This window comes from Desulfurellaceae bacterium (genome assembly GCA_021296095.1).
Lineage (GTDB): Bacteria > Desulfobacterota > Binatia > Bin18 > Bin18 > JAAXHF01.
Map to the genome: position 1 here is coordinate 61,758 of JAGWBB010000005.1, position 19,324 is coordinate 81,081.

16 protein-coding genes are annotated in these 19,324 nt (G+C 63.8%); 7 read left to right on the forward strand and 9 right to left on the reverse strand.

Annotated elements, in window-relative coordinates; translation table 11 throughout:
- Nucleotides 1-15 precede the first annotated feature (15 nt).
- From J4F42_02135 to J4F42_02150, 4 genes are all read right to left on the reverse strand, one after another.
- Complete coding sequence (locus J4F42_02135) at nt 16-1,173, reverse strand: pyridoxal phosphate-dependent aminotransferase (GenBank protein ID MCE2484286.1); 1,158 nt, start codon at nt 1,171-1,173, stop codon at nt 16-18.
- Nucleotides 1,174-1,208: 35 nt separating this feature from the next.
- Nucleotides 1,209-2,342, reverse strand: a complete 1,134-nt coding sequence (locus tag J4F42_02140; GenBank protein ID MCE2484287.1) for an amidohydrolase — start codon at nt 2,340-2,342, stop codon at nt 1,209-1,211.
- Nucleotides 2,343-2,499: 157 nt separating this feature from the next.
- Entirely contained in the window at nt 2,500-3,198 is a 699-nt protein-coding gene (locus tag J4F42_02145) for a 7-carboxy-7-deazaguanine synthase QueE (GenBank protein ID MCE2484288.1), read from the reverse strand.
- 2 nt (nt 3,199-3,200) lie between these two features.
- On the reverse strand, nt 3,201-5,174 hold the full coding sequence (locus tag J4F42_02150) for a hypothetical protein (GenBank protein ID MCE2484289.1): 1,974 nt from the start codon (nt 5,172-5,174) through the stop codon (nt 3,201-3,203).
- A 162-nt stretch (nt 5,175-5,336) separates the two neighbouring features.
- Between J4F42_02150 and J4F42_02155 the strand changes: the two genes are divergently transcribed.
- From J4F42_02155 to J4F42_02165, 3 genes are read left to right on the forward strand one after another with little or no spacing between them, the layout of a single operon-like run.
- On the forward strand, nt 5,337-6,620 hold the full coding sequence (locus J4F42_02155) for a CoA transferase (GenBank protein ID MCE2484290.1): 1,284 nt from the start codon (nt 5,337-5,339) through the stop codon (nt 6,618-6,620).
- On the forward strand, nt 6,617-7,882 hold the full coding sequence (locus J4F42_02160; GenBank protein MCE2484291.1) for a CoA transferase: 1,266 nt from the start codon (nt 6,617-6,619) through the stop codon (nt 7,880-7,882). The genes J4F42_02155 and J4F42_02160 overlap by 4 nt, the downstream gene beginning before the upstream one ends.
- 31 nt (nt 7,883-7,913) lie before the next feature.
- Nucleotides 7,914-8,210: a hypothetical protein gene (locus tag J4F42_02165; GenBank protein MCE2484292.1), complete on the forward strand. Its 297-nt coding sequence runs from the start codon at nt 7,914-7,916 to the stop codon at nt 8,208-8,210.
- A 50-nt stretch (nt 8,211-8,260) separates the two neighbouring features.
- Here the strand turns inward: J4F42_02165 and J4F42_02170 are convergent, their stop codons facing one another.
- Nucleotides 8,261-8,722 (reverse strand): VOC family protein, encoded by a 462-nt coding sequence (locus tag J4F42_02170; GenBank protein ID MCE2484293.1) that lies wholly within the window; start codon nt 8,720-8,722, stop codon nt 8,261-8,263.
- Nucleotides 8,723-8,907: 185 nt separating this feature from the next.
- Between J4F42_02170 and J4F42_02175 the strand changes: the two genes are divergently transcribed.
- The gene (locus J4F42_02175) at nt 8,908-11,322 is read left to right on the forward strand and encodes a CoA transferase (protein ID MCE2484294.1); all 2,415 of its coding nucleotides are present in this window, start codon (nt 8,908-8,910) and stop codon (nt 11,320-11,322) included.
- A 101-nt stretch (nt 11,323-11,423) separates the two neighbouring features.
- Here J4F42_02175 and J4F42_02180 read toward each other — a convergent pair whose 3' ends face one another.
- The 3 genes from J4F42_02180 to J4F42_02190 form a co-directional block, all read right to left on the reverse strand.
- Entirely contained in the window at nt 11,424-13,037 is a 1,614-nt protein-coding gene (locus J4F42_02180) for a hypothetical protein (protein MCE2484295.1), read from the reverse strand.
- Nucleotides 13,038-13,151: 114 nt separating this feature from the next.
- Nucleotides 13,152-14,303: an amidohydrolase gene (locus J4F42_02185; protein MCE2484296.1), complete on the reverse strand. Its 1,152-nt coding sequence runs from the start codon at nt 14,301-14,303 to the stop codon at nt 13,152-13,154.
- 61 nt (nt 14,304-14,364) lie between these two features.
- Nucleotides 14,365-15,783 (reverse strand): VCBS repeat-containing protein, encoded by a 1,419-nt coding sequence (locus J4F42_02190; protein ID MCE2484297.1) that lies wholly within the window; start codon nt 15,781-15,783, stop codon nt 14,365-14,367.
- A gap of 222 nt (nt 15,784-16,005) precedes the next feature.
- Here J4F42_02190 and J4F42_02195 point away from each other — a divergent pair, with 222 nt between their 5' ends.
- Both J4F42_02195 and J4F42_02200 read left to right on the forward strand, forming a co-directional pair.
- Nucleotides 16,006-16,782, forward strand: a complete 777-nt coding sequence (locus J4F42_02195) for a hypothetical protein (GenBank protein MCE2484298.1) — start codon at nt 16,006-16,008, stop codon at nt 16,780-16,782.
- Between the two features lie 58 nt (nt 16,783-16,840).
- Nucleotides 16,841-17,929, forward strand: a complete 1,089-nt coding sequence (locus J4F42_02200) for a hypothetical protein (protein ID MCE2484299.1) — start codon at nt 16,841-16,843, stop codon at nt 17,927-17,929.
- A 61-nt stretch (nt 17,930-17,990) separates the two neighbouring features.
- Here J4F42_02200 and J4F42_02205 read toward each other — a convergent pair whose 3' ends face one another.
- The gene (locus J4F42_02205; GenBank protein MCE2484300.1) at nt 17,991-18,416 is read right to left on the reverse strand and encodes a GFA family protein; all 426 of its coding nucleotides are present in this window, start codon (nt 18,414-18,416) and stop codon (nt 17,991-17,993) included.
- A 108-nt stretch (nt 18,417-18,524) separates the two neighbouring features.
- Between J4F42_02205 and J4F42_02210 the strand changes: the two genes are divergently transcribed.
- The coding region (locus tag J4F42_02210) for an enoyl-CoA hydratase/isomerase family protein (protein MCE2484301.1) at nt 18,525-19,324 on the forward strand (800 nt) is incomplete at its 3' end.

Genomic DNA, 19,324 nt, shown 5'->3' on the forward strand with positions numbered 1-19,324 from the left:
TGTCTGCGGTGCGGCTCAGAGCAGGGCGCGTTTGACCCGTTCGCCAACCCCGCGCAGCCGCTCAACCGGTTCGTTGGCAAACACAAAGCGTACATAGTTCTTGCTATTGGCGCTGCCCCAATTGACCATCGGCGTCGCCGCGATCTTGCCCGAGGCGAGCAGACGCTGTGAGGCCGTGACGCCATCCAGGCCCAGGGGCGAGACATCCAGCAGAAACGACCAGCCACCGTGCGGCGGGATGACCACGAAGTCGCGTAGCTCGTCCAGCAACACAGCCCGGCGGTGCTGCCACTCCTCAACACAGGTCGCAATGCCGTCGTCGGGAGCATTGATGGCGGTGGCAACGGCTCCCATCGCCAGGCCGGTCTGGCACACCACGTTGCTGATGCTGACCCTGGCGACATCGGCCACAATGTCAGCCGGGCCAACCACCCAGCCCACCCGCCAGCCGATCATACGATACTCTTTGGACGCCGAGCCGACGCTGATGACTCTCTCACGCATGCCGGGGAAGGCGGCGGGATGAACGACCGGGCGGCCGTCGTACACAATCCGCTCCATTGCTGCGTCGTTGATAAGCCAGCACTCGGCCTGCTGACAAAAGGCGATCAGCGCCGACCACTCTTCCCGTGTGAAGACCGCCCCGGTGGGCATGGAGGGGCTCATCAGCAGGGCTGCTTTGATCGGATGGGGATCAAGGCTGGCCAGCGCCGCCACATCCAGGCGCCAGCCTTGGGCCGAGGGGAGCAGGGGAACAAAACGCGGCACTCCGCCCGCCAGACGGACCCGATTCACCAGGCCGACATAGATCGGATCGGTCAGCACGACCTCGTCGCCGGGTTCCAGAGTTGCCAGCAGGACATTCAGGATGCCCGACAGCCCGCCGGCACTGATCAGGCATTCGGTCTTCCAGTCATACGCCTGGCCCGACTGTCGCGCGACCAGACGCGCGGCCGCCTGGCGGACGCTATCGAGCCCGAAAAAGGGCAGATAACTGTTGGCCGCGTCGTCATCAACCGCCCGTTTGGTGAAGGCGAGGGCGCTGGCTGGCGGGCGCAGGTCGGTATCGAGATTTTCCAGCCGCAACACCTCGGGGTCTTCGAGGCTGTCCGCCAGCGCGCCCATCTGTTCGACGCCGATCTGGGTGATATGCGTCAGGCGTGAGACGGACATGGGTCCTCCCGGCTGGCAGCAGAAAGTCCGGCCCGCTAAATGCCGTACACCTGAGCCGCGCTGTCGCCCAGCAGGTTGCGGCGGGCCGTCTCCGACAGCGGCGCAACCAGCTCCTGCAACTCGTCCATGTAGTTTCCGGGGTGGTCAAAGTGGGGATAGTCGGTCGCCCAGAAAAACCGGTCCTGGCCTACATAGTCGATGATGTGGGCCAGCGCCCGCTCGTCCGGGTCGCCCGAAATCCAGCACTGACGCTTGAAATAAAAGCTGGGCTTTTCCTTGAGCGGTACGCTATCGCCCAGGCTGGTCTCATAGGTCGTGTCCATGCGGTCCAGGGCCGCCCCGATCCAGCCCGCCCCGGACTCCAGCACGACCGCCTTGATCTTTGGGAAGCGGTCAAACAAGCCCCACTGGAACAGGCCGTAAAACGCCTGCTGAGGGCCCTGCATGCCCAGCGCGTTCTGCATCCAGCGCGCCTTGCCCATGCCGTCAAAGCGCTGATAGGTCCGAATCTTGGGATGTTCGGCCATGGGGTGGATGGCGACCGGGACATCCAGGTCCTGGGCTGTGGCCCAGAAGGTGTCGTGGTCGGGGTGGGCGTGGGGGATGCGGGTCAGCGTATAGGGCGCCACAAACGCGCCTCTGGCACCGGCTCGCACCGAGCGTTCCAACTCGGCTGCGGCTTTGACCGGATCGGCCAGCGAAATATGGGCAATGGCAATCAGGCGGCCGTCCGAGTCGGCGCAGAAGTCGCACAGCCAGCGGTTATAGGCCTGGGCGTAGGCCAGGGACAGCTCGGCGTCCTCCAGCTCGCACTCCCAGGTCAGACCCAGGCTCGGATACAGGATGGCTTTGGCAATACCCTCCCGGTCGAGCAGGGCGACGCGTTCTTTGGGGTCCATGGAGCCGAACGGCGCGTTGCCCGGGTAGGACTGCTCCATCAGCTCCGCTATCTCCTGGCTGCTTTTGCCCATTGCCCCCAGCCCGGTCAGCGTCTGGATATTAAAGAAGCGCGAGGGCTTACCGTCCAGCTCCAGCACCTCTCTGCCGTCGTGGCGGCGGATGCGCAGCGCCCGGTCACGGTAGGCCGGGTCGATGTATTTCTCCCAGGCGTCGAGGGGTTCGAGGATATGTCCATCGGCGTCGATGATATTGCCATAGTCGAGTGCCATGCTGTTGTCTTCCTTTCACGGGTCTGACGAGTGGATTCCTTCGGCCGATTCTAACCGATTCCGGTCGAGACGGCCATGGGTATCCTGCTGTCGTCAAGCGTGACCTGCCGGCAGACTCGCGGGCCGGATGCGGTTTCCAGAGACGTGATCGGGGGCGCTACACCCCGCGTTTAGCCCCCCACAGGGCGACGTGGAGGCGATAGCTGAGTCGGTAGCCGTACTGTATACAGGCTTCGACCAAGTCCCGGGCCAGAGCGTTCAGCCGCCCGGCCTCGGTCGCTTCGGGCATCAGCATAACCCGCTCGGACGGCAGATCGAAGCGCGCTATCAGGTCTGACACCTCGGCAAGGTCCGAAGCTGCGGTGAGGACAAATTTGAAAGAGGCGTTCGGCAGGGCCGCAAAGGCCCGCAGGGCTTCGGGCCGTAGCCGCTTGTCGGTCGGATTGCCCGAGTTGTCCAGCTTGGGCGAGACGTTCCAGCGGGTGGTGATGGCGGTCAGCCGCGCATCGGGCACGAGGGTGCCGGCGGTCTCGACCTCGCTGGTCCAGCCCTCCAGCCGTCTCAGCAGGCTGACAAGAGCCGGCTGTTGCAGCAGCGGTTCCCCACCGGTCACGACCAGGTTCCTCGGCCGCAGACGCTGAAGCGCGTCTACGGTTTGATCGAGGCTGTATTCACGGACCTCTTTGCGGATGTCGTAGGCGTGCCAGTCCCAGGTATATTTGGTGTCGCACCAGCCACAGCGCAGGTTACAGTGGGCCAGGCGCAGAAAGACGGACGGCACGCCCAAAGAGACGCCCTCACCCTGGACGCTCTCGAATATCTCGGACACGAGCAGCCGGTCGGGTGGTGTCGTCATGTTTATTCCTGCGGCAGGCCGAGCTGACGCTGTTCGGCGGCCTCGACATAGGCTGCGGCGTCTTCGTCCAGCAGTAGACCCTGGGCGACGAGCCGTTGGGCCGCAGCCCTGACTGCCTGGACGTAGCGGCCTTGGGTGACGTAGCGTTCCTCAAGAGACAGACGGGGGTCGCCGCTGGTCAGCCGCTCGGCCTTGGTCGTGGCGAACGGAATAAAAGAGCCCATTGCCGAGCATTCGTCCTTGGGCGTATTGGCCAGCAGGTTCCAGCCCGTATAGGTGCCGAGGGGAACCGCCATATCCGGCAGCTGAATGCCCGCCACGTCGATCCCGTCCGGCGTGACCCTGGGTACCAGGGTCGGATAGGCGCGACCGGTCTCGCGCGGGGGCAGGCTGCTGATGATGCCGCGGTCGAACTCGGGACCGTAGTCGTACAGCTCACGGATGCTGGTCACTCCGGTATACGCCACCCCCGGAATCTGGGGAAAACCAAGGCTGGATTGCGGCTGGGGTGGGACGAGCGTGCCGTCGCTCAACCGTGGCACCTGGCTGGACGGCGGCTCTTTGTCGGTCGTCACCCAGTCGGTCAGCGCGGCCAGCAGCGCCCGCAGAGCCGGGCCGGGACTGATCGGGTTCTGGAGCTGTTGGCAGCTGCCGCGTCCGGACGCCACCCCGTGGGCGATGCTCGACAGCAGGTAAAAACGTACATTGGGGGGGTCGGCCAGGTCGGCGCTGCCGTCCGGCGTGGTGATGGCCAGCGACGCGCTCTTGAACCAGTAGCTGTTGGAGTCGTTGACCTCCATGATCTTGGGGCTTGTGGCCGAGGCTTCGCTACGGGCCAGGACACTATCGGTTTTGCCCGTCAGCGGATCGCACAGGGGGGAGTAGGCAAACGGAAAAACCTGCTCCGGGTAGACGTGGCTCCAACGCTGAAAGGCGGTTCGATTCGGCTGGGCAAAGCGGTAGTTGAAAAACCCGCCGCCCGCCCCGTTGATATACGGCAGCATGCCGTCGAACACCCGACGGCCGTCCTCGTCCTGGTTGCAGCCCAGATACAGAAACGGTCGATGGAAGCGGCCCGACTGCGACAGCCCGGTGGCGAGAGACCAGCTGAGCGTGTCGGCCAGAGGGTTGGGCGTGGCGTGTGTGTCGGTCTGAGCGTGGCGCACAAAGGCCACAAAATCGCGTACTGCGGCAAAGCCGATACCGGCCACGATAGGGTCGGTGGCCGGATACACAAACTGATAGATCTGACCGCTCTCGAACGGCCGCTCGTCCTGCGGCAGCAGCCCGATTGTCGACGCGTCGAGGTAGTGCCAGTCGGTCGGCGGAATAAGCCGGGGCTCATCGCTGCGGTACTCGCGCACCGTCAGACTGGCCTGAGACGTGTCGAGGCTGGCGGCCGGATAGGTCAGCGGATAGCGGTACACGGCCTGGCCGGGCACGGCGGTCTGGACGTTATCGGCCATGATCTCTTCGAGTGCAGGACCAATAATCGGCCGGCCGTTCTCGCGGGCAACCGGAACCGTGGTGGTCAGCCGGTCGTTGCCGGCCGGGGCGGTGGCGTCCCACCCGGTCCAGACAATGGTATAGCCCTGGCGCATGAGGTAGCCGGTCCCGGCGTCCTGGGCCGTGCACGGGTCGTTAATCGGCGGGAACTCGGGCGGCGCCCGGAACGGAAAGTTCAGCGGCAGGTAGGTGATCTTGTTGCCCCGGTTGGTGACATCGAACAGCAGGACCTTATTGCCCCGGGCCGGGTCGCACGGCTTCAGGATGTAAAAGTCGGTGGAATACTCAACCCGACCGCGGGCGTTGCGGGGCGCCAGAGCAATGTCGGTGATGACCGCGTTGAGCGGGCTGTTTGGGTCAAGCTCGCCATAGGCGCGGCCGACCAGTTTTTCATACTGGCCGACCTGACCGAAGGACAGGCCGTCAAAGGTCGGAGACTGGACGCTGTCGATAACAATCCGTGTAAGCATAGCTTTCCCCGTTTCTGGTGCTGTCGTATGATGCGCGAACAGCCTTGTCAACGCGCTACCGAGTGCGCCGATGTCAGGTTTTCTTTTTGTCCTGCGTCGTGTAGAAACTGAGCCTGTGGAACGTGCATATACGCGCGCACCTAGTCCAGAAGGGAAACCTCAATGGCACACTCAGCAGCCTCCCCAGGGGCGAAACCGCAACGCCGACGCCCGCTCGACGGCGTGCGCGTCATCGATCTGACAAAAATTGTCGCCGGTCCGAACGCCACCCGTATGCTGGCGACCATGGGTGCCGAGGTGATCCGGGTTGAATGGCACGATCAGCGGGCGCTCGACCTGCTGCGCGGGGTCCAACCCAGAGCGCCCGGCGGCGCGGCCGACAGCCTCAACCGCAGCGGCCTGTTCAACAACATCAACCCCGGCAAATACGGCATCACCCTCAACATGAGCCTGCCCCAGGGCCGCGATTTGTTCAAACGTCTGATCGCCCGCTCCTCGGTCCTGTGCGAGAACTACAGCCCGGGCCAGATGGACCGCTGGGAACTCGGCTATGAGGTCTTGCGCGAGATCAACCCCGAGCTGATCTATCTGCAGATCAGCGGCATGGGAAAGTCGGGCACCTATGACGACTATCTGAGCGTCGGGCCCACCGCCCAGGCTCTGTCGGGTCTGACCCATATGTCGGGGCTGCCCGATCCCATGCCGCCGGCCGGCTGGGGCTATTCGTATCTCGACCACTCCACCGGCTACTACGGGGCGATGCATGTGCTGATGGCGCTGATCCAGCGGCGCAAGACCGGCCAGGGCTGCTATATCGATCTGTCCCAGGCCGAGACCGGGCTGATGGTGTCTGGAACGGCCACGCTCGAGGCCCAGCTGAGCGGCAAACCCACCCGGCGCTACGGCAACCGGATGCCGGTGGCGGACTGGGCGCCGCACGGCGCCTATCCGTGTCGGGGAGACGACGCGTGGATTACTCTGGCGGTCCAGACCGACGACCAGTGGCGGGAGCTGGTGGCTGAGATGGGTTCGCCTGAGTGGGCCGGCGAAGCCCGCTTTCAGACTGCGGCCGGACGCAAGGCGGCCGAAGACGAGCTCGACCGACGGCTGGCCGAGTTCACAACGAATGAGGAGCGCTACGATCTCATGGCGCGGCTCCAGGGGCGCGGGGTGCCGTCCGGCGCGGTCCAGAAGTCGGTTGATCGCTTTACCCGCGACCCGCAGCTGAAGGCGCGTGGCGCGTTTGTGTCCTTGCCCCACTCCGAAATCGGGACCTGGCCGATTGAGGATTTTCCGGCCCGCGTCCAAAACATGCGGCTCAGCGTCGGTGGGCTGCCGGGGCGGGGCGCTCCGTGCATGGGCGAGGACAATGACAAGGTGTATCGTGACGTGCTCGGGCTCTCGGTTGAGGAGATTGCCCAGCTCAGAGAGGACTGGATCATTTGAACAGCCAAGCCGCTTTAAGCCGAGCCCTTGAGGGCAGGCTGGTTGTGGAGTGTGGTGACGAGCGCGGAGAGTTCGCCGGCCTGTTACTGGCCTCGTTCGGCGCCGAGGTCATCAAGCTGGAGGGGCGGGAAGGCTCCAACTCACGCCGCTTGGGGCCCTTCGCCTCTTCGCAGCCCGACCCGGAACACAGTTTGTGCTTCTGGCGCTACAACCTGGGCAAGAAGAGCGTCGGTCTCGACCCCGCTCAGCCGGCCGCCCGGGGGGCGCTGGAACGGCTGGTCCGGCGCGCCGATATTGTCATTGATTCCGGCCCGGCCGTTGATGTCGAGCAACGCCTCGGACTGTACCGCGAGGTGCAGGCCGACAATCCCGGCCTCATCATCTGCACGCTTACGCCGTTTGGGCTGGACGGCCCGTACCGCGACCTGGCAATGACCGACCTGACCCAGCTGGCCATGGGCGGGGTGATGGCCTCGTGCGGCTACGATCCGGGGCCGGACGGAGTCTACGATACCCCGCCGATCGCGCCCGGCATGTGGCAGGCCTACCACATTGCGTGTGAACATGCGGTCCTGGCCTTGGCTGCGGCGCTCAACTTCCGCGAGCTGACCGATGAGGGCGACTGCATCGATGTCTCGATCCATGAGGCGGTCAGCACCTGCACCGAGGTGGCGCTGCCCTGCTATATCTACAACCAGGACGTTGTCCGGCGGCAGACCGGCCGCCACGCCGCCACGGCCAAGACGCCGGCCTGGCTGCGTCGGACCCAAGACGACCGCTACGTGAAGGCCTTCCTGTTTTGGGGCAGCCGCGACGTGCGGATCATTGCCGAGATGCTCAACGAAGCGGGAGTTGAGCACGACCTTGAGTCCGACGCCTACCGTCAGCTGAGCGAAAGCTCCCCGGCTGCGGCCAACAAGCACCTGAGCGCCCAGGTCGACAGGCTTGTCGCCGCCATGAGCGCCGAGGACGTCTACCACAAGGCCCAGGCCAAGGGCCTGTTGTGGGCCAGCGTGCGCTACCCCGAGGAGAATCTGGACGATCCGCACTTTCAGGCGCGGGGGACGTTCCAGGCCATTCGTCAGCCCCAGATCGGCCGTGAGCTGCATTTCCCGGTGTCGGCCGCGACCGACGGCCATAATCGGGTGACCGACTTCAAGAGCGGTGCGCCGCTGCTGGGCCAGCACACCCGGGACGTACTGGCCGAGGCCGGACTCGACGACGAGGAGATCGCACGGCTGGCCGCCCAAGGCGTCATCTAAGCCCGCAGGGTGGCGATCCGTGGGGAGGGACATGCGCTGCCAGAAAGCCCGGATTGTCGAGCCCCGCAGCTGGGAGCTGATTCATCCCGACTCGCACGCCTGGGTGCGGCGTAACCTGGGCGCCGAGCTGTGGGTGGAGGCGATCCCGCCCCGGAAATTCATCCCCTCACTGCACGGCGGCGAGGTCAATAACTCGGTCAAGACGCCCTACCTGTGGCTGGGACGGGTGCGCTACTGGATGTCGATGGATGTCCTGGAACTTTTGGCCGAGGGTGCCGAGGTGGCCGACCAACCCCTGCTGGACTGGATGGACATCCGCCAGCTCTGAGCGGCCGCCGGCCATCCGGCGACGTGATATGAGACAGGCTCAGAGGCGGTTCAGTCCGAACAGTTCTGCATCAGCTCCAGGGTCGTGCCGTCGAGGTCGCGGAAATAGACTGCTTTGACCTTGCCGTAGCCCTCGCCCTCGAGGTCAAACAGCTGCGGAGCCGAATAGAACTCCACCCCCTTGGCCCGCAGGTCTTCGTAGGTCTTGTCGATGTCCTTGACCCAGAAGGCGACCTCGGTGATGCCGGGGTTGGCCAGTCCGGGATACGGCTTGCCCGTCTCTCCCGGCTCGATGAAGTGCAGGAGTTCAATCGGCGGGCTGGTCGGATCGTCTTTGTAGCGCAGATACACGGCGCGCAGTTTGGTGTTGGGAACCTGGGTGACGGTGCTGGCCTCCTGCCCGTCAATGGTGACATCCCCGATGACCTTGAGACCCAGGGTATCGCGGTAGAACTCAACCGCCTTGTCCATATCCCTGACTGTAATCCCGACGTGTGCAACAGCTCCTAACATGGCTTCCCCTCCTTGCGATGTGGTGTCTGGCAGAGTAACCCGAACACGGGATCGGGTCTACGGCTGGAGAACGGTTTTCGGCCGACGCTTTTTTCTTGCAGTGTAATTGGCCGAAGTGCTAACGTCGGCTATGAAACGATGCCGGTGGACACAGGCTGGCGGCAGTCTCTAAGGGGGGAACGACTATGCAAGGACTGGACGGGGTGAAGGTCATTGAGTTGGGACACATGGTGTCGGCGGCCTATGCCACCAAGCTGATGGCCGATCTTGGTGCTGAGGTCATCAAGGTCGAAGAGCCCGGCGGGGACTTGGCCCGGCAGCGCGGCCCGTTTCCGAACGGCGTGCCCGACCCCGAGCAGAGCGGCCTGTTCCTGTATCTCAACACCAACAAACAGAGTGTGGTGCTTGATCTGCCCGGCGAGCGCCAGACGCTGATGGAGCTGGTCGCAGAGGCGGATATCGTGGTCCACAACTATGCCCCGGCACACATGGCCGCCCTGGGTCTCGACTACGCCGCCTTTCGAGCCCGAAACCCGCGCCTGGTCATGTGCTCCATCACGCCTTTCGGCCTCAGCGGCCCGCACAAGGACTACACCGCCTATGAGCTGACCGTCGCCCACGGCGGGGGCTGGGCGTGGCTGAGCCCGGGCGGCTCTGACCGGCCGGAGCTGCCGCCGCTCAAAGCCGCCGGTCATCAGGCCGATTTCCAGATCGCCACCGCAGCGGCGACCGCCACGCTGGCGGCCTATAACATGGTCTTGCAGACCGGGCTGGGCGAGCACATCGACTTTTCCGGCCAGGCCTATATCGCCTCGTTCGTTGATATCAGCGCCCCGAACTACACCTATCAGGAGCAGGTAGCCACCCGTCTGGGCCAGCGGGCGCTCTATCCCTGGGACATCTTCCCCTGCCAGGACGGTCTGATGTTCCTGGTTGTCGGGGAAGAAGATCAGTGGCAGCGGCTGGTCGATCTGATGGGCAATCCAGAGTGGGCCGAGTGGGAGATTTTCCAGGGGCTGGCCAATCGCAGCAAAAACCAGGATGTCTTGAGGACCTACCTGGTCGACTGGGTCAAGGGCTGGAAGGTCGAAGAGCTGTTTCGGGTCGGCCAGGAGCGCCGGATCTGTTTTGCCCCGGTTTTCAGCATGGCCCAGCTGGCCGACCAGGAGCAGTTGCGGGCCAGAGGCTTTTTTGTCGATGTCGGTCATCCCCGAGCCGGCCGGCTGACCCACCTGGGAGCCCCGTATGTGCTGGACAGCCCGTGGTGGGAGCTGCGGCGTCCGGCGCCTCTGCTCGGTGAACATAACAGCCGGCGGGACGTGGACCCCGGGACACCGGCCGAGACCGAGCGGACCGCTCCGTCGCCGGCCCCCGGCCCGACAAACCGCCAGCTACCACTGGCCGGTGTGCGCGTTGCCGATTTCAGCTGGGTGTGGGCCGGCCCCTTTTGTGCCTTGCAGCTGGCCCATCTGGGAGCCGAGGTGATCAAGATCGAGTCGCACACCCGCCTCGATCTGGCTCGACGCCTGGTGTACTACCCCAAAGGCATGGAGCCGGGGGTGAACCGGTGTGCGCTGTTCAACCAGTGGGGCCAGGGCAAGAAAAGCCTGCTGCTCAACCTCACCACGCCCGAAGGCAGAGACCTGGCCAAGGAGCTGGTCAGCAAGAGCGATGTCGTCCTCCAGAACTTTGCCACCGGGGTGATGGATCAGCTGGGCCTGGGCTATGAAGAACTCCGACGCGTCAAGCCCGATATCATCATGGCGTCCATCTCCGGCTACGGTCAGACCGGACCCCAGCGCAACTACATGGCCTACGGCCCGGCCATTCCGCCCCTGACCGGCCTGTCGTCGATCACCGGCTATGAGGGCGGTCCACCCGAGGAAGTCGGCATGGCCTACGGCGATCCGACTTCCGGCATCCACGCTGCGGCGGCTATTTGCGCGGCCCTGGTCGCCCGCCGGCGGACCGGCCAGGGCCAGCATATCGACGTGTCCCTGTGGCAAGCGGTTGCGGTGCTGGTGGCCGAAGGCTGGATGGACTACGCGATGAATACGACCCAGCCCCCCCGACGGGGCAATCACGACCCATGGATGGCGCCCCACAACTGCTACCGCTGCGCGGGTGACGACGAGTGGGTCACGATCGCCTGTGGGACGGATGAGGAGTGGGCCGGCCTGTGTCGAGCCATAGGCCGGCCCGAACTGGCGACGGATGCGCGCTTTGGCAGCGCTACGGACCGCAAGGCCAACGAAGAGGAGCTGGACCGGATGCTGAGCGCCTGGACGGCAGCGCGCAAAAAGTGGGACGTGACCCACCAGCTGCAAGCAGCCGGAGTGGCCGCCTTTCCGTCAATGAGCGGCAAGGATCTGATCGAAGATCCCCACCTCAACGCCCGCGGCTTCTTTGAGCGATTGGCCCATCCGGAAGTCGGGACCCGAACCCACATGGGGATTCCCTGGCTGTTCAGCCACGCGCCCAACGGGGTACGCTGGCCGGCCCCCTTGCTGGGCCAGGACACCGACCAGGTGATGCGCGAGGTGCTGGGCTACGACGCCCACGCAGTCGCCCGCCTCAAGGACGAGCAAGTCTTGTATTAGGGGCGGCTCACAGCCCGTATACCTGGGCTACGTTCCGGCCCAGGATTTTCTGCCGAGTGGCTTCCGACATGGGCGTCACCAGCTCGCTCAGCTGTTCTGCTTTAGGACGCCTGCTCTTTTAAGAAGCCCTGGGCTTCTTGCAGAACTTCAGGAGTCCCTCGACTTTCCCAAATCTGTACGAGCTGTGTATACCGCTGCCGAGCGGTTTCCGTATCACCGCTCTGGGCAGCAGCCCTGGCCAAGCCACGCAACGAAAGCGCACGATTCGGCATCCTGAGCAGGGAAGCCTCGAACTGGGCCATCGCTTCTTGGGGCCGACCCAGTTCGAGCAAGATTTCTCCATACAGCTCGTGGGCTGGTTTAATCGGTATCGCAGCTCCGTTGGGCAAACCCAGGTCTTGGGCCAGTGCGGTGGCTTCTTGCATGAGGGCTATGGCCGCGTCGCTCTTGCCTCGTGCCAGGCGAACCAGCGCCGCTATCTCCTTATGCATAATAGCTACGGATTTTTCGAGACGCGGCGACGGGTGCTTTTCTTCAGCCAGAGTCTTGAGTCTGGCTTCGACCTGCTCAGCTGTTGCAATATCGCCCAGCCGTACGGCACTCAGGCCTGTCGCCAGCAGTGCAGCCGATGCAGTCGTGTCGGTAATGGCAAGTTTCTCCCACTGTTCGCTTTCAACGATGTAACGGGCAGCCATAACGCCAACACCTTCTTTGACCCGCGAGACTTGACTTTCTGCCGCGACTGGCCGGAGAAGGGCGAGCGTCTGCCTGGCTTTGACGTAGTCGGCTTGCTGAAGCGCACCGTATTGGCCCCAGTCCAATGCATGCCAGACAGACGAGTCACTGAAATATCGCTTGGTGTCACTAAAATCGGCTCGCTTCTGCCACAGCTGTATGGCTGCCTGATAGGATGCGTCATTGGACGCCACGACTTTATCCCACATGCCATGCTGGATAAAAATGTGCGAGGGCATATGGAGCGCGTGCGACACGTCAGGGGCAATCTCGGCATAGCGTTCCGCCGCCGTCAAAGCCAGCGGCGCGTGGACCGGGTCATCGAAAGCGTGGATGATGTAGTGGGCGGCGCCGGGATGGTCGGGATGAGTGCGGAAGATGTCTTGGGCAAGTGCGCCTGCCTGCATCCGGACCCGGTAGGTTGACTCCGCGCCCCACGATTCACCGATATGGCGGACTGTCCCAAGCAGAGCGACGGCGTAAAAAGCCTGAATCTCTTCGTCGTCTGGATAGTGGGCGGCCAGGCGGCCCATCGCCCGGCTGTATGCGAGGGAGCGCTCTGCGGCGCTTCCCGCCCCGTAGAGAATCTCAACGGCCTCAAGCAAGCCCGCCTCGCGGGCGCTTGGCGCCTTTGCCACACGTTCGGCAGGACTGGGACCAAGACGGGCGAGTACCCGGCGGGGGGAGGCAAGGTCGCGCTCTGGCTGAAGGGGGTGATTATAACTCAGTGCCTCTCCCCAATACGCCAGCGCAAAATCCGGTGCGATTTTTGAGGCAGCCCGAAAGGCTTCGGCCGCCTCCTCAAACCCGAAGCTATGCAGATACTTCACTCCGCGAAGAAAATCCTCTTGGGCAGCTGCAGGGCCAGAATTGGGAAAAGTAATGCTGCCGAGTCTCAAGGGCTCGGCTTCTGACAGACCGAGGAAAGAAAGGGTGAATACCCAGTGGACCAATACGCTGCTCAGCGCCTTGAATTGCATTGACAGTCGCTCCTCAATACCAAGCTCTTCTCGGCCGGACCCTCTCTGGCAGACTGATTTCGGACAATGGCAGCTGTGTGAAACGTCTGAAATCTTTGTCAATGCAGCGTGGTGTTACAGCCCGTACACCTGGGCCACGTTCCGGCCCAGGATCTTCTGCCGGGTGGCTTCCGACATGGGCGTCACCAGCTCGCTCAGTTCCTGCATGTAGTTGTCGGGATGATCCGGGTGGGGGAAATCCGAGGCCCAGAAGAACTTGTCCGCCCCCACGAACTCAACCACATTGCCGAACGCTTTTTCGTCCGGGTCGCCCGAAATCCAGCACTGACGCTGAAAGTAGGAGCTGGGCTTGTCTTTGAGTGGAACGCTCTCGCCGAGCGGGCTGTCATACACCGCGTCCATGCGGTTCAGCAGATAGCCGGCCCAGCCGGCCCCCGACTCCAGAACCACGACTTTGACCCTGGGAAAGCGGTCAAACAGGCCGTACTGGAAGAGGGCGGTGAAGGCTTGCAGCGGCCCCTGGCCGCCGTGCACGTTAAAATGCCACACGGCCCATTTCTGCATGTCTTTGAAACGTTGATGGACCCGCTTGGACGGCGGCTCGCCAGCCGGATGAATGCCGACCGGTACGTCCAATTCCTGGGCCTTGGCCCAGAACGGGTCGTAGTCAGGGTGGGCGTGGGACTTGTTGGTCGGGGTGAAGGGCGCGAAAAACGCGCCTTTGGCGCCGGCTTTGACCGCCCGCTCAAGCTCGGCGGTCGCCTGGTGCGGGTCGCCCATCGAAATGTGCGCAACCGGAACCAGCCGGCCCTTGGTGCCGGAGCAGAAGTCGGTAATCCAGCGGTTGTAGGCGACGGTCAGGGCGTGCTGGTAGGCCAGGTCACCGACCTCCTCGGTTTCCCAGATGAGTCCGATACTGGGGTACAGAATCGCCTTGTCCAGGCCCTCCTGGTCCAGCCGTTGGACACGCTGGTCGGCGTCCATTGAGCCGAACGGCGCCTCTCCCACATAGCTGCGCGTCGGGTCGGGTGTGGCGGACAGCTTTTTCCCCATCGCGCCAAACGCCGACAGACTGCCGGCCGGCATGTATTTGAACGGCCGGCCGTCGATTTCCAGGTATTCCAGGCCCTTGTCGTTGACCCGCAGGCGGATCGCCCGATCACGGTAAGCAGGGTCGATATACGTCTGCCAGATATCGGGCGGTTCGAGGATGTGGCCGTCGGCGTCTATGGCGCCGGAGTAGGGGAATGGGGAGTGATGTGGCATGTGCGATCCTCCTCTTCACACGCTGGGCTGGGGACGGGCGCCGAAGCTCGTCCAGGCTCGTCTATTGCGACTGAAAGACAAAAATCCGGCCGCTGGCTACATTGTTGCCAATGGTTTGGCCCGCCGCGCCAATGGCGAATTCCGGAATGCCGTCGCCGTGCAAGTCGCCCGGAGACGCCAGGGTGTAGCCAAACTTTGAACCCTGGTGTGGGTTGGGGTTGTCAAAGGTAATCAGATGGCGTCCGTCCCAGCCGTTGAACACAAACACCGCGCCCTGGATCTTGAACTCATCCACGGTCTGGTGTGGCGCGCTGACCAGGATTTCCGAGGCGCCGTCCTCATTGATATCCGATGTCCAGGCCACCCGGTAGCCAAAGCCGGCATAGGCGTTGTCCAGGCCCGGGTCGTGCAGGGGCAGGAGCAGGGAGCCGTCGGTGCCGCTGAATACGTAGGCTTCGCCCTGGGAGCGGTTTGCCTGCACGTCCTTATACGGGGCGCCGACCAGGGTGTCGGCCGTACCGTCTTTGTTGATATCTCCGCCCGAGGCGATGTGCCAGCCGAAGACCGATCCGGCCCGGGGCTCGGGCGCCTCAATGGCGTACAGCAGGCTCAGGTCGTGGCCGCTGATGGCATACACCCGCCCCAGTATCCGGTGCGTATCAACAGTGGTGTACGGCGCGCCGATCAGCATATCGGGCGTCCCGTCGCCGTTTAGATCGCCCGCCCCGGCAACAGACCAGCCAAAGGTGTCCTGACCGGGCGGAGCCGGCGGAGCCAGGACGTGCAGCAGGCTGCCGTCCTGACCGTTGAAGATATACGCCCGGCCAGAGCCGTTTTGGGCTGGTGCGCCGATGAGGAGTTCGGGGATGGCGTCGCCCGTGAGGTCGCCCAGCGCTGCGGTTGAAAAACCGAAGGCTGCTCCGGCATCCTGATCGGGGGCTTGTACGGTGTAGAGGAACTGACCGTTCTTGGCGCTGAACACAAAAGCCTGACCGCTGCCGACTTTTTTGAGTTCCAGGCCTTCGGTCGTGCTGGCCTGTTCGCCGATGGTGATCGACAGGGCACTGCCGGCCTCGCCCTGGCCGATAGCGCCGACCACCAGATCGGCGATGCCATCGGCGTCGACGTCCCCAATGCGGGCCACGGCAAAGCCGAAAGCCGAGTCTGCTTGGGGAGACGGGTTGTCAATCGTATACAGCAGCCTCCCGGTGCTACCGTCATACACAAAGACCCGCCCCTGTCTGTCGTTGTCGTCCCAGCGGTGTTGATAGGCGCCGATCACATAGTCCGGCATCCCGTCGGCGTTGACATCGCCGACAATATCGAAGGCGGAGGCAAAGCCGGTCATGGGCAACTTGTTGGGATGGTCGATGTTCATGACACGCGGGTCGGCCTGGGCGGGCGCGGGGCAGAAAAGCAGGACGGCCAAAACCAGAGACGGCAAAACCAGATGTGAAAAGACACGGGGGAACAATGACACGGCAGGCGCTCCTTAGTGCTGAGTGGGGGATAAGAGGCGAGGCATATCAGGACAGTCGCCCGATGGCAAGATGCGATCCGCCCGCCGGAGTCAGACGGGCTCCACGGTGCTGGGCTGGACGGGGGGCGTCGGGCTTTCCCGTGTGCCCTCCGCTTTGTATAGTGGCTGGCGCGTGAAGATCAACACGAGCCGCGTTTTCAAGGCCGGCAGGAGGAAGACAGCATGGCGGAATATATCGATATTGAACAGGCAAAAACCGCGACCGGGCTGCGCCTGGTCGTGCCCCCGGGCCGGCCCAACCCGTGGGCCGAGGGCCTTAAGGGCATGTGTTACGTGAAACAGATTCCCTACCGGCGGGTGGCCAAAGGCCAGGGGCACGACCCGGCCCTGCAAGACTGGACCAGCCAGGCCAGCGCGCCGGTCGCGGTCTGGAACGACGAACGGCCCCGCAACAGCTGGAACGAACAGCTGTATCTGGTTGAGCGTCTGGCCCCGAACCCATCGCTCATTCCCGACGCTGCCGAGGACCGAATTGTGATGTTCGGGCTGTGCAACGAATTGTGCGGGGAGACCGGATTTGGCTGGTCACGGCGTCTGATGCTGCTCCACGGCATCCTGTCGAATCCCAACGCTCCGGAGCCGGCCACCGCGTTTGCCACCTATATGGGCGGAAAATATGGCTACAGTCAGACCGAGGCTGAGGCTGCGCCCCGGCGGGTGGCTCAGATCCTGGAGGCGCTGAGCACGCGCCTGGCCCAGCAGCAGGGCCGCGGCAGCCGGTTCCTGATCGGTGACAGCCTGTCGGCTCTGGATATCTATTGGGCGACCTTTGCCGTGCTGGTCCAGCCGCTGCCGGCTGAGCTGTGTCCCATAGATGAACAGCTGCGGGCCTCGTTCGTGAATACCGATCCGGTGGTCGCCGCGGCTCTGTCTCCCCAGCTCCTGGAGCATCGCGACCGGATCTATCACGACCATCTCGAGCTACCGATGGATTTGTAGCGCTCGTACGGCTTAGGAAGAATCCGCGCGTGAGGTGCGGGCAAAGGAGGAAGGACACATGGCCCAATCACGCATGGCAGGTTCCGTGTTATTGGTCGGCAGCATCCCCGGAGACAATACTGCCGAGGTTCTCAGCGCCAGTGGGCCGGCAGTCGGGAACTATGTGACAGGCTTGCCGGACGGTGAAACCGGCTATCGCCGCATGTTTGTTCAATTCCTGGGAGCCCGGATTTTTCACGACCACCCCGGGCTGGAGACTCTCCAACGGCCCCAACCCGTGGCCGGGCAGGAGCGGTGGTATGTGGATACGTACGAGAAGTTGGGAGAGAGCTGGCTGTTTAAGGTCAAGGACGGGCTGGAGACCCTCCGCTTCGAGCAGCTGGGCTATGCAGCTGAGGCGACACGTTCCTATCAGGACTTTTGCCGCTTACGGACAGCGGGCGTCATTCCGGCCGGGGTGCGCTTTCAGGTCTGTGTACCGCTCACCGAGAGTGCTACCCGTATGTATGTCACCAACGCACACGACTACGAACTGATGCGGGCGGCCTATGAAGAGGCGATGGGGCGGGAAATTGCCCACATCCTCGATGCCATCCCCGCTGCCGATCTGGTGTTGCAGTGGGATATCTGTGTAGAGGTCCTGGCCCTGGCTCTGCAAGACCAACTCGGGGCGCCATGGCAGCCCCCGGGCGACCCGTTTGAGCGCTATCAGCAGGCCCTGAGCAGTATGGCGCGACACGTGCCGGACCCGACCCTCATGGGCTGCCATCTGTGCTATGGCGACTTAGACCACAAACATCTGGTCGAACCCCCGGACCTGAATCTGGTGGTCCGGATGGCGAACGCCGCGACTCGAGCGGTGTCCCGTCAGATTGACTTTTTCCATATGCCGGTGCCGCGCAGTCGGGACGACGGCGCGTATTTCGCACCGCTCAAGGACCTGGAGATTGGCGCGGCCAAACTCTACCTCGGCCTGGTGCATCTGAACGATGGACGAGCGGGCGCACTGCGCCGGATCGGCGCGGCGCAGCGCGTCTACTCCGGCTTTGGGGTGGCCACCGAGTGCGGCTTGGGGCGCCGGCCACGTGACACGATACCCGCGCTGTATCGCCTCCATGCCGAAGCGGCTGCGGCCCTGTCGGTTTAGGCTGAGACCGGAGCTGCCCGCCGCTTCTCAAGCCTGTGTCCGGGCCGGCTCTTTCAACGCCTCACGCTGTCTTACGCTCCGGCATGTGGGTAAAATGGCGCCGCAGGGGGTCCAGAAAATCCCACGGCTGGGCGCTGGCGGTGTAAATGTCCATGCCGACCCGCACCCAGCTCGGGTCGGCCAGGCTCGACGCGTGGATGACCAGGATGTCCGGATAGGCCGAGTTTTTGAGCATCAGCCGGGCGCCGCAGGTCGGGCAAAAGCCCCGGCTCATGGTATGGCCGCGGTCGGCCAGGGTGTCGTGGTAGGTCGGGCTGGCCTTGCTCAGACTGACCGACTCGACGGGCACGACCAGATTAGTGGCAAAGGCGCTGCCGCTCGCCCGCTGGCAATCCCGGCAGTGGCAGTTGGCAACCATAATCGGTTCGGTCGAGCACTCATAGCGAATGGCTCCACACAGGCAGCCACCCGAGAAGGGAGTTGGCATAGGCACGGTTCTCCTTTTGGCCTCGTCTACCACAGGCGTTTCCCCGGCTCAATGTTGCGGCGACGGGCAAGAGCTGCCAGACTAACCCCGATCAGAAAGGAGACCGTCATGAGCTACGAACAAATTGTGTATGAGGTACAGGACGGGGTGGCGACTCTGACGCTCAACCGGCCCGATCGCCTGAACGCCTGGACCCCGGCCATGGAGCGCGAGGTCCGCGAAGCCATGAGCGTCGCAACAGCCGATGAGGCGGTGCGGGTCATCATTCTGACCGGGGCGGGCCGCGGGTTCTGCGCCGGCGCCGATATGTCGGGGCTCAACCAGGCCAGCCGGAGCGTCGCTTCGGACGCCGCGCCGAGCAACCGCCACGCCGCCATGCGGGCCGAGGGCTACGCCGCCGGTCCAATCCCGGGCGGGCTCGACCTGCCCCAGGCCTTCTCCTACCGCCACGCCTATTTCCCGACCGTCCCCAAGCCGATTATCGCCGCGCTCAACGGTCCGACCGCCGGGATCGGACTGATCGTGGCCCTGTATGCCGATATCCGTTTTGCCTCCCAGGCGGCCGTCTTCACCACCGCCTTTGCCCGCCGGGGGCTGGTCGCCGAACACGGCATCGACTGGATCCTGCCCCGCGTCGTCGGTCTGCCCAACGCACTCGACCTGCTCATGTCGGCCCGAAAAATCAGCGCCGAAGAAGCCCTGCAAATGGGTCTGGTCAACAAGGTCTTCGCCCGTGAGTCGTTCATGGAAGAGGTCCGCACCTATGCGCTCGAACTCGCCCTGATGGTCTCTCCGCGCTCCATGCGGACGATAAAAAACCAGCTCTTCCGGGCCCAGAACCTGGACTTTGGTCAGGCCCTGTACGCGTCCATCCCGGATGTGGTGGACAGCCTGCACAGCGAGGACTT

Bases quoted from the DNA above. Each gene is read 5' to 3' on its own strand.
- J4F42_02135 (MCE2484286.1), bottom strand. From the start codon at position 1,173: ATGTCCGTCTCACGCCTGACGCATATCACCCAGATCGGCGTCGAACAG.
- J4F42_02140 (MCE2484287.1), bottom strand. From the start codon at position 2,342: ATGGCACTCGACTATGGCAATATCATCGACGCCGATGGACATATCCTC.
- J4F42_02145 (MCE2484288.1), bottom strand. From the start codon at position 3,198: ATGACGACACCACCCGACCGGCTGCTCGTGTCCGAGATATTCGAGAGC.
- J4F42_02150 (MCE2484289.1), bottom strand. From the start codon at position 5,174: ATGCTTACACGGATTGTTATCGACAGCGTCCAGTCTCCGACCTTTGAC.
- J4F42_02155 (MCE2484290.1), top strand. From the start codon at position 5,337: ATGGCACACTCAGCAGCCTCCCCAGGGGCGAAACCGCAACGCCGACGC.
- J4F42_02165 (MCE2484292.1), top strand. From the start codon at position 7,914: ATGCGCTGCCAGAAAGCCCGGATTGTCGAGCCCCGCAGCTGGGAGCTG.
- J4F42_02170 (MCE2484293.1), bottom strand. From the start codon at position 8,722: ATGTTAGGAGCTGTTGCACACGTCGGGATTACAGTCAGGGATATGGAC.
- J4F42_02175 (MCE2484294.1), top strand. From the start codon at position 8,908: ATGCAAGGACTGGACGGGGTGAAGGTCATTGAGTTGGGACACATGGTG.
- J4F42_02180 (MCE2484295.1), bottom strand. From the start codon at position 13,037: ATGCAATTCAAGGCGCTGAGCAGCGTATTGGTCCACTGGGTATTCACC.
- J4F42_02185 (MCE2484296.1), bottom strand. From the start codon at position 14,303: ATGCCACATCACTCCCCATTCCCCTACTCCGGCGCCATAGACGCCGAC.
- J4F42_02195 (MCE2484298.1), top strand. From the start codon at position 16,006: ATGGCGGAATATATCGATATTGAACAGGCAAAAACCGCGACCGGGCTG.
- J4F42_02200 (MCE2484299.1), top strand. From the start codon at position 16,841: ATGGCCCAATCACGCATGGCAGGTTCCGTGTTATTGGTCGGCAGCATC.
- J4F42_02205 (MCE2484300.1), bottom strand. From the start codon at position 18,416: ATGCCAACTCCCTTCTCGGGTGGCTGCCTGTGTGGAGCCATTCGCTAT.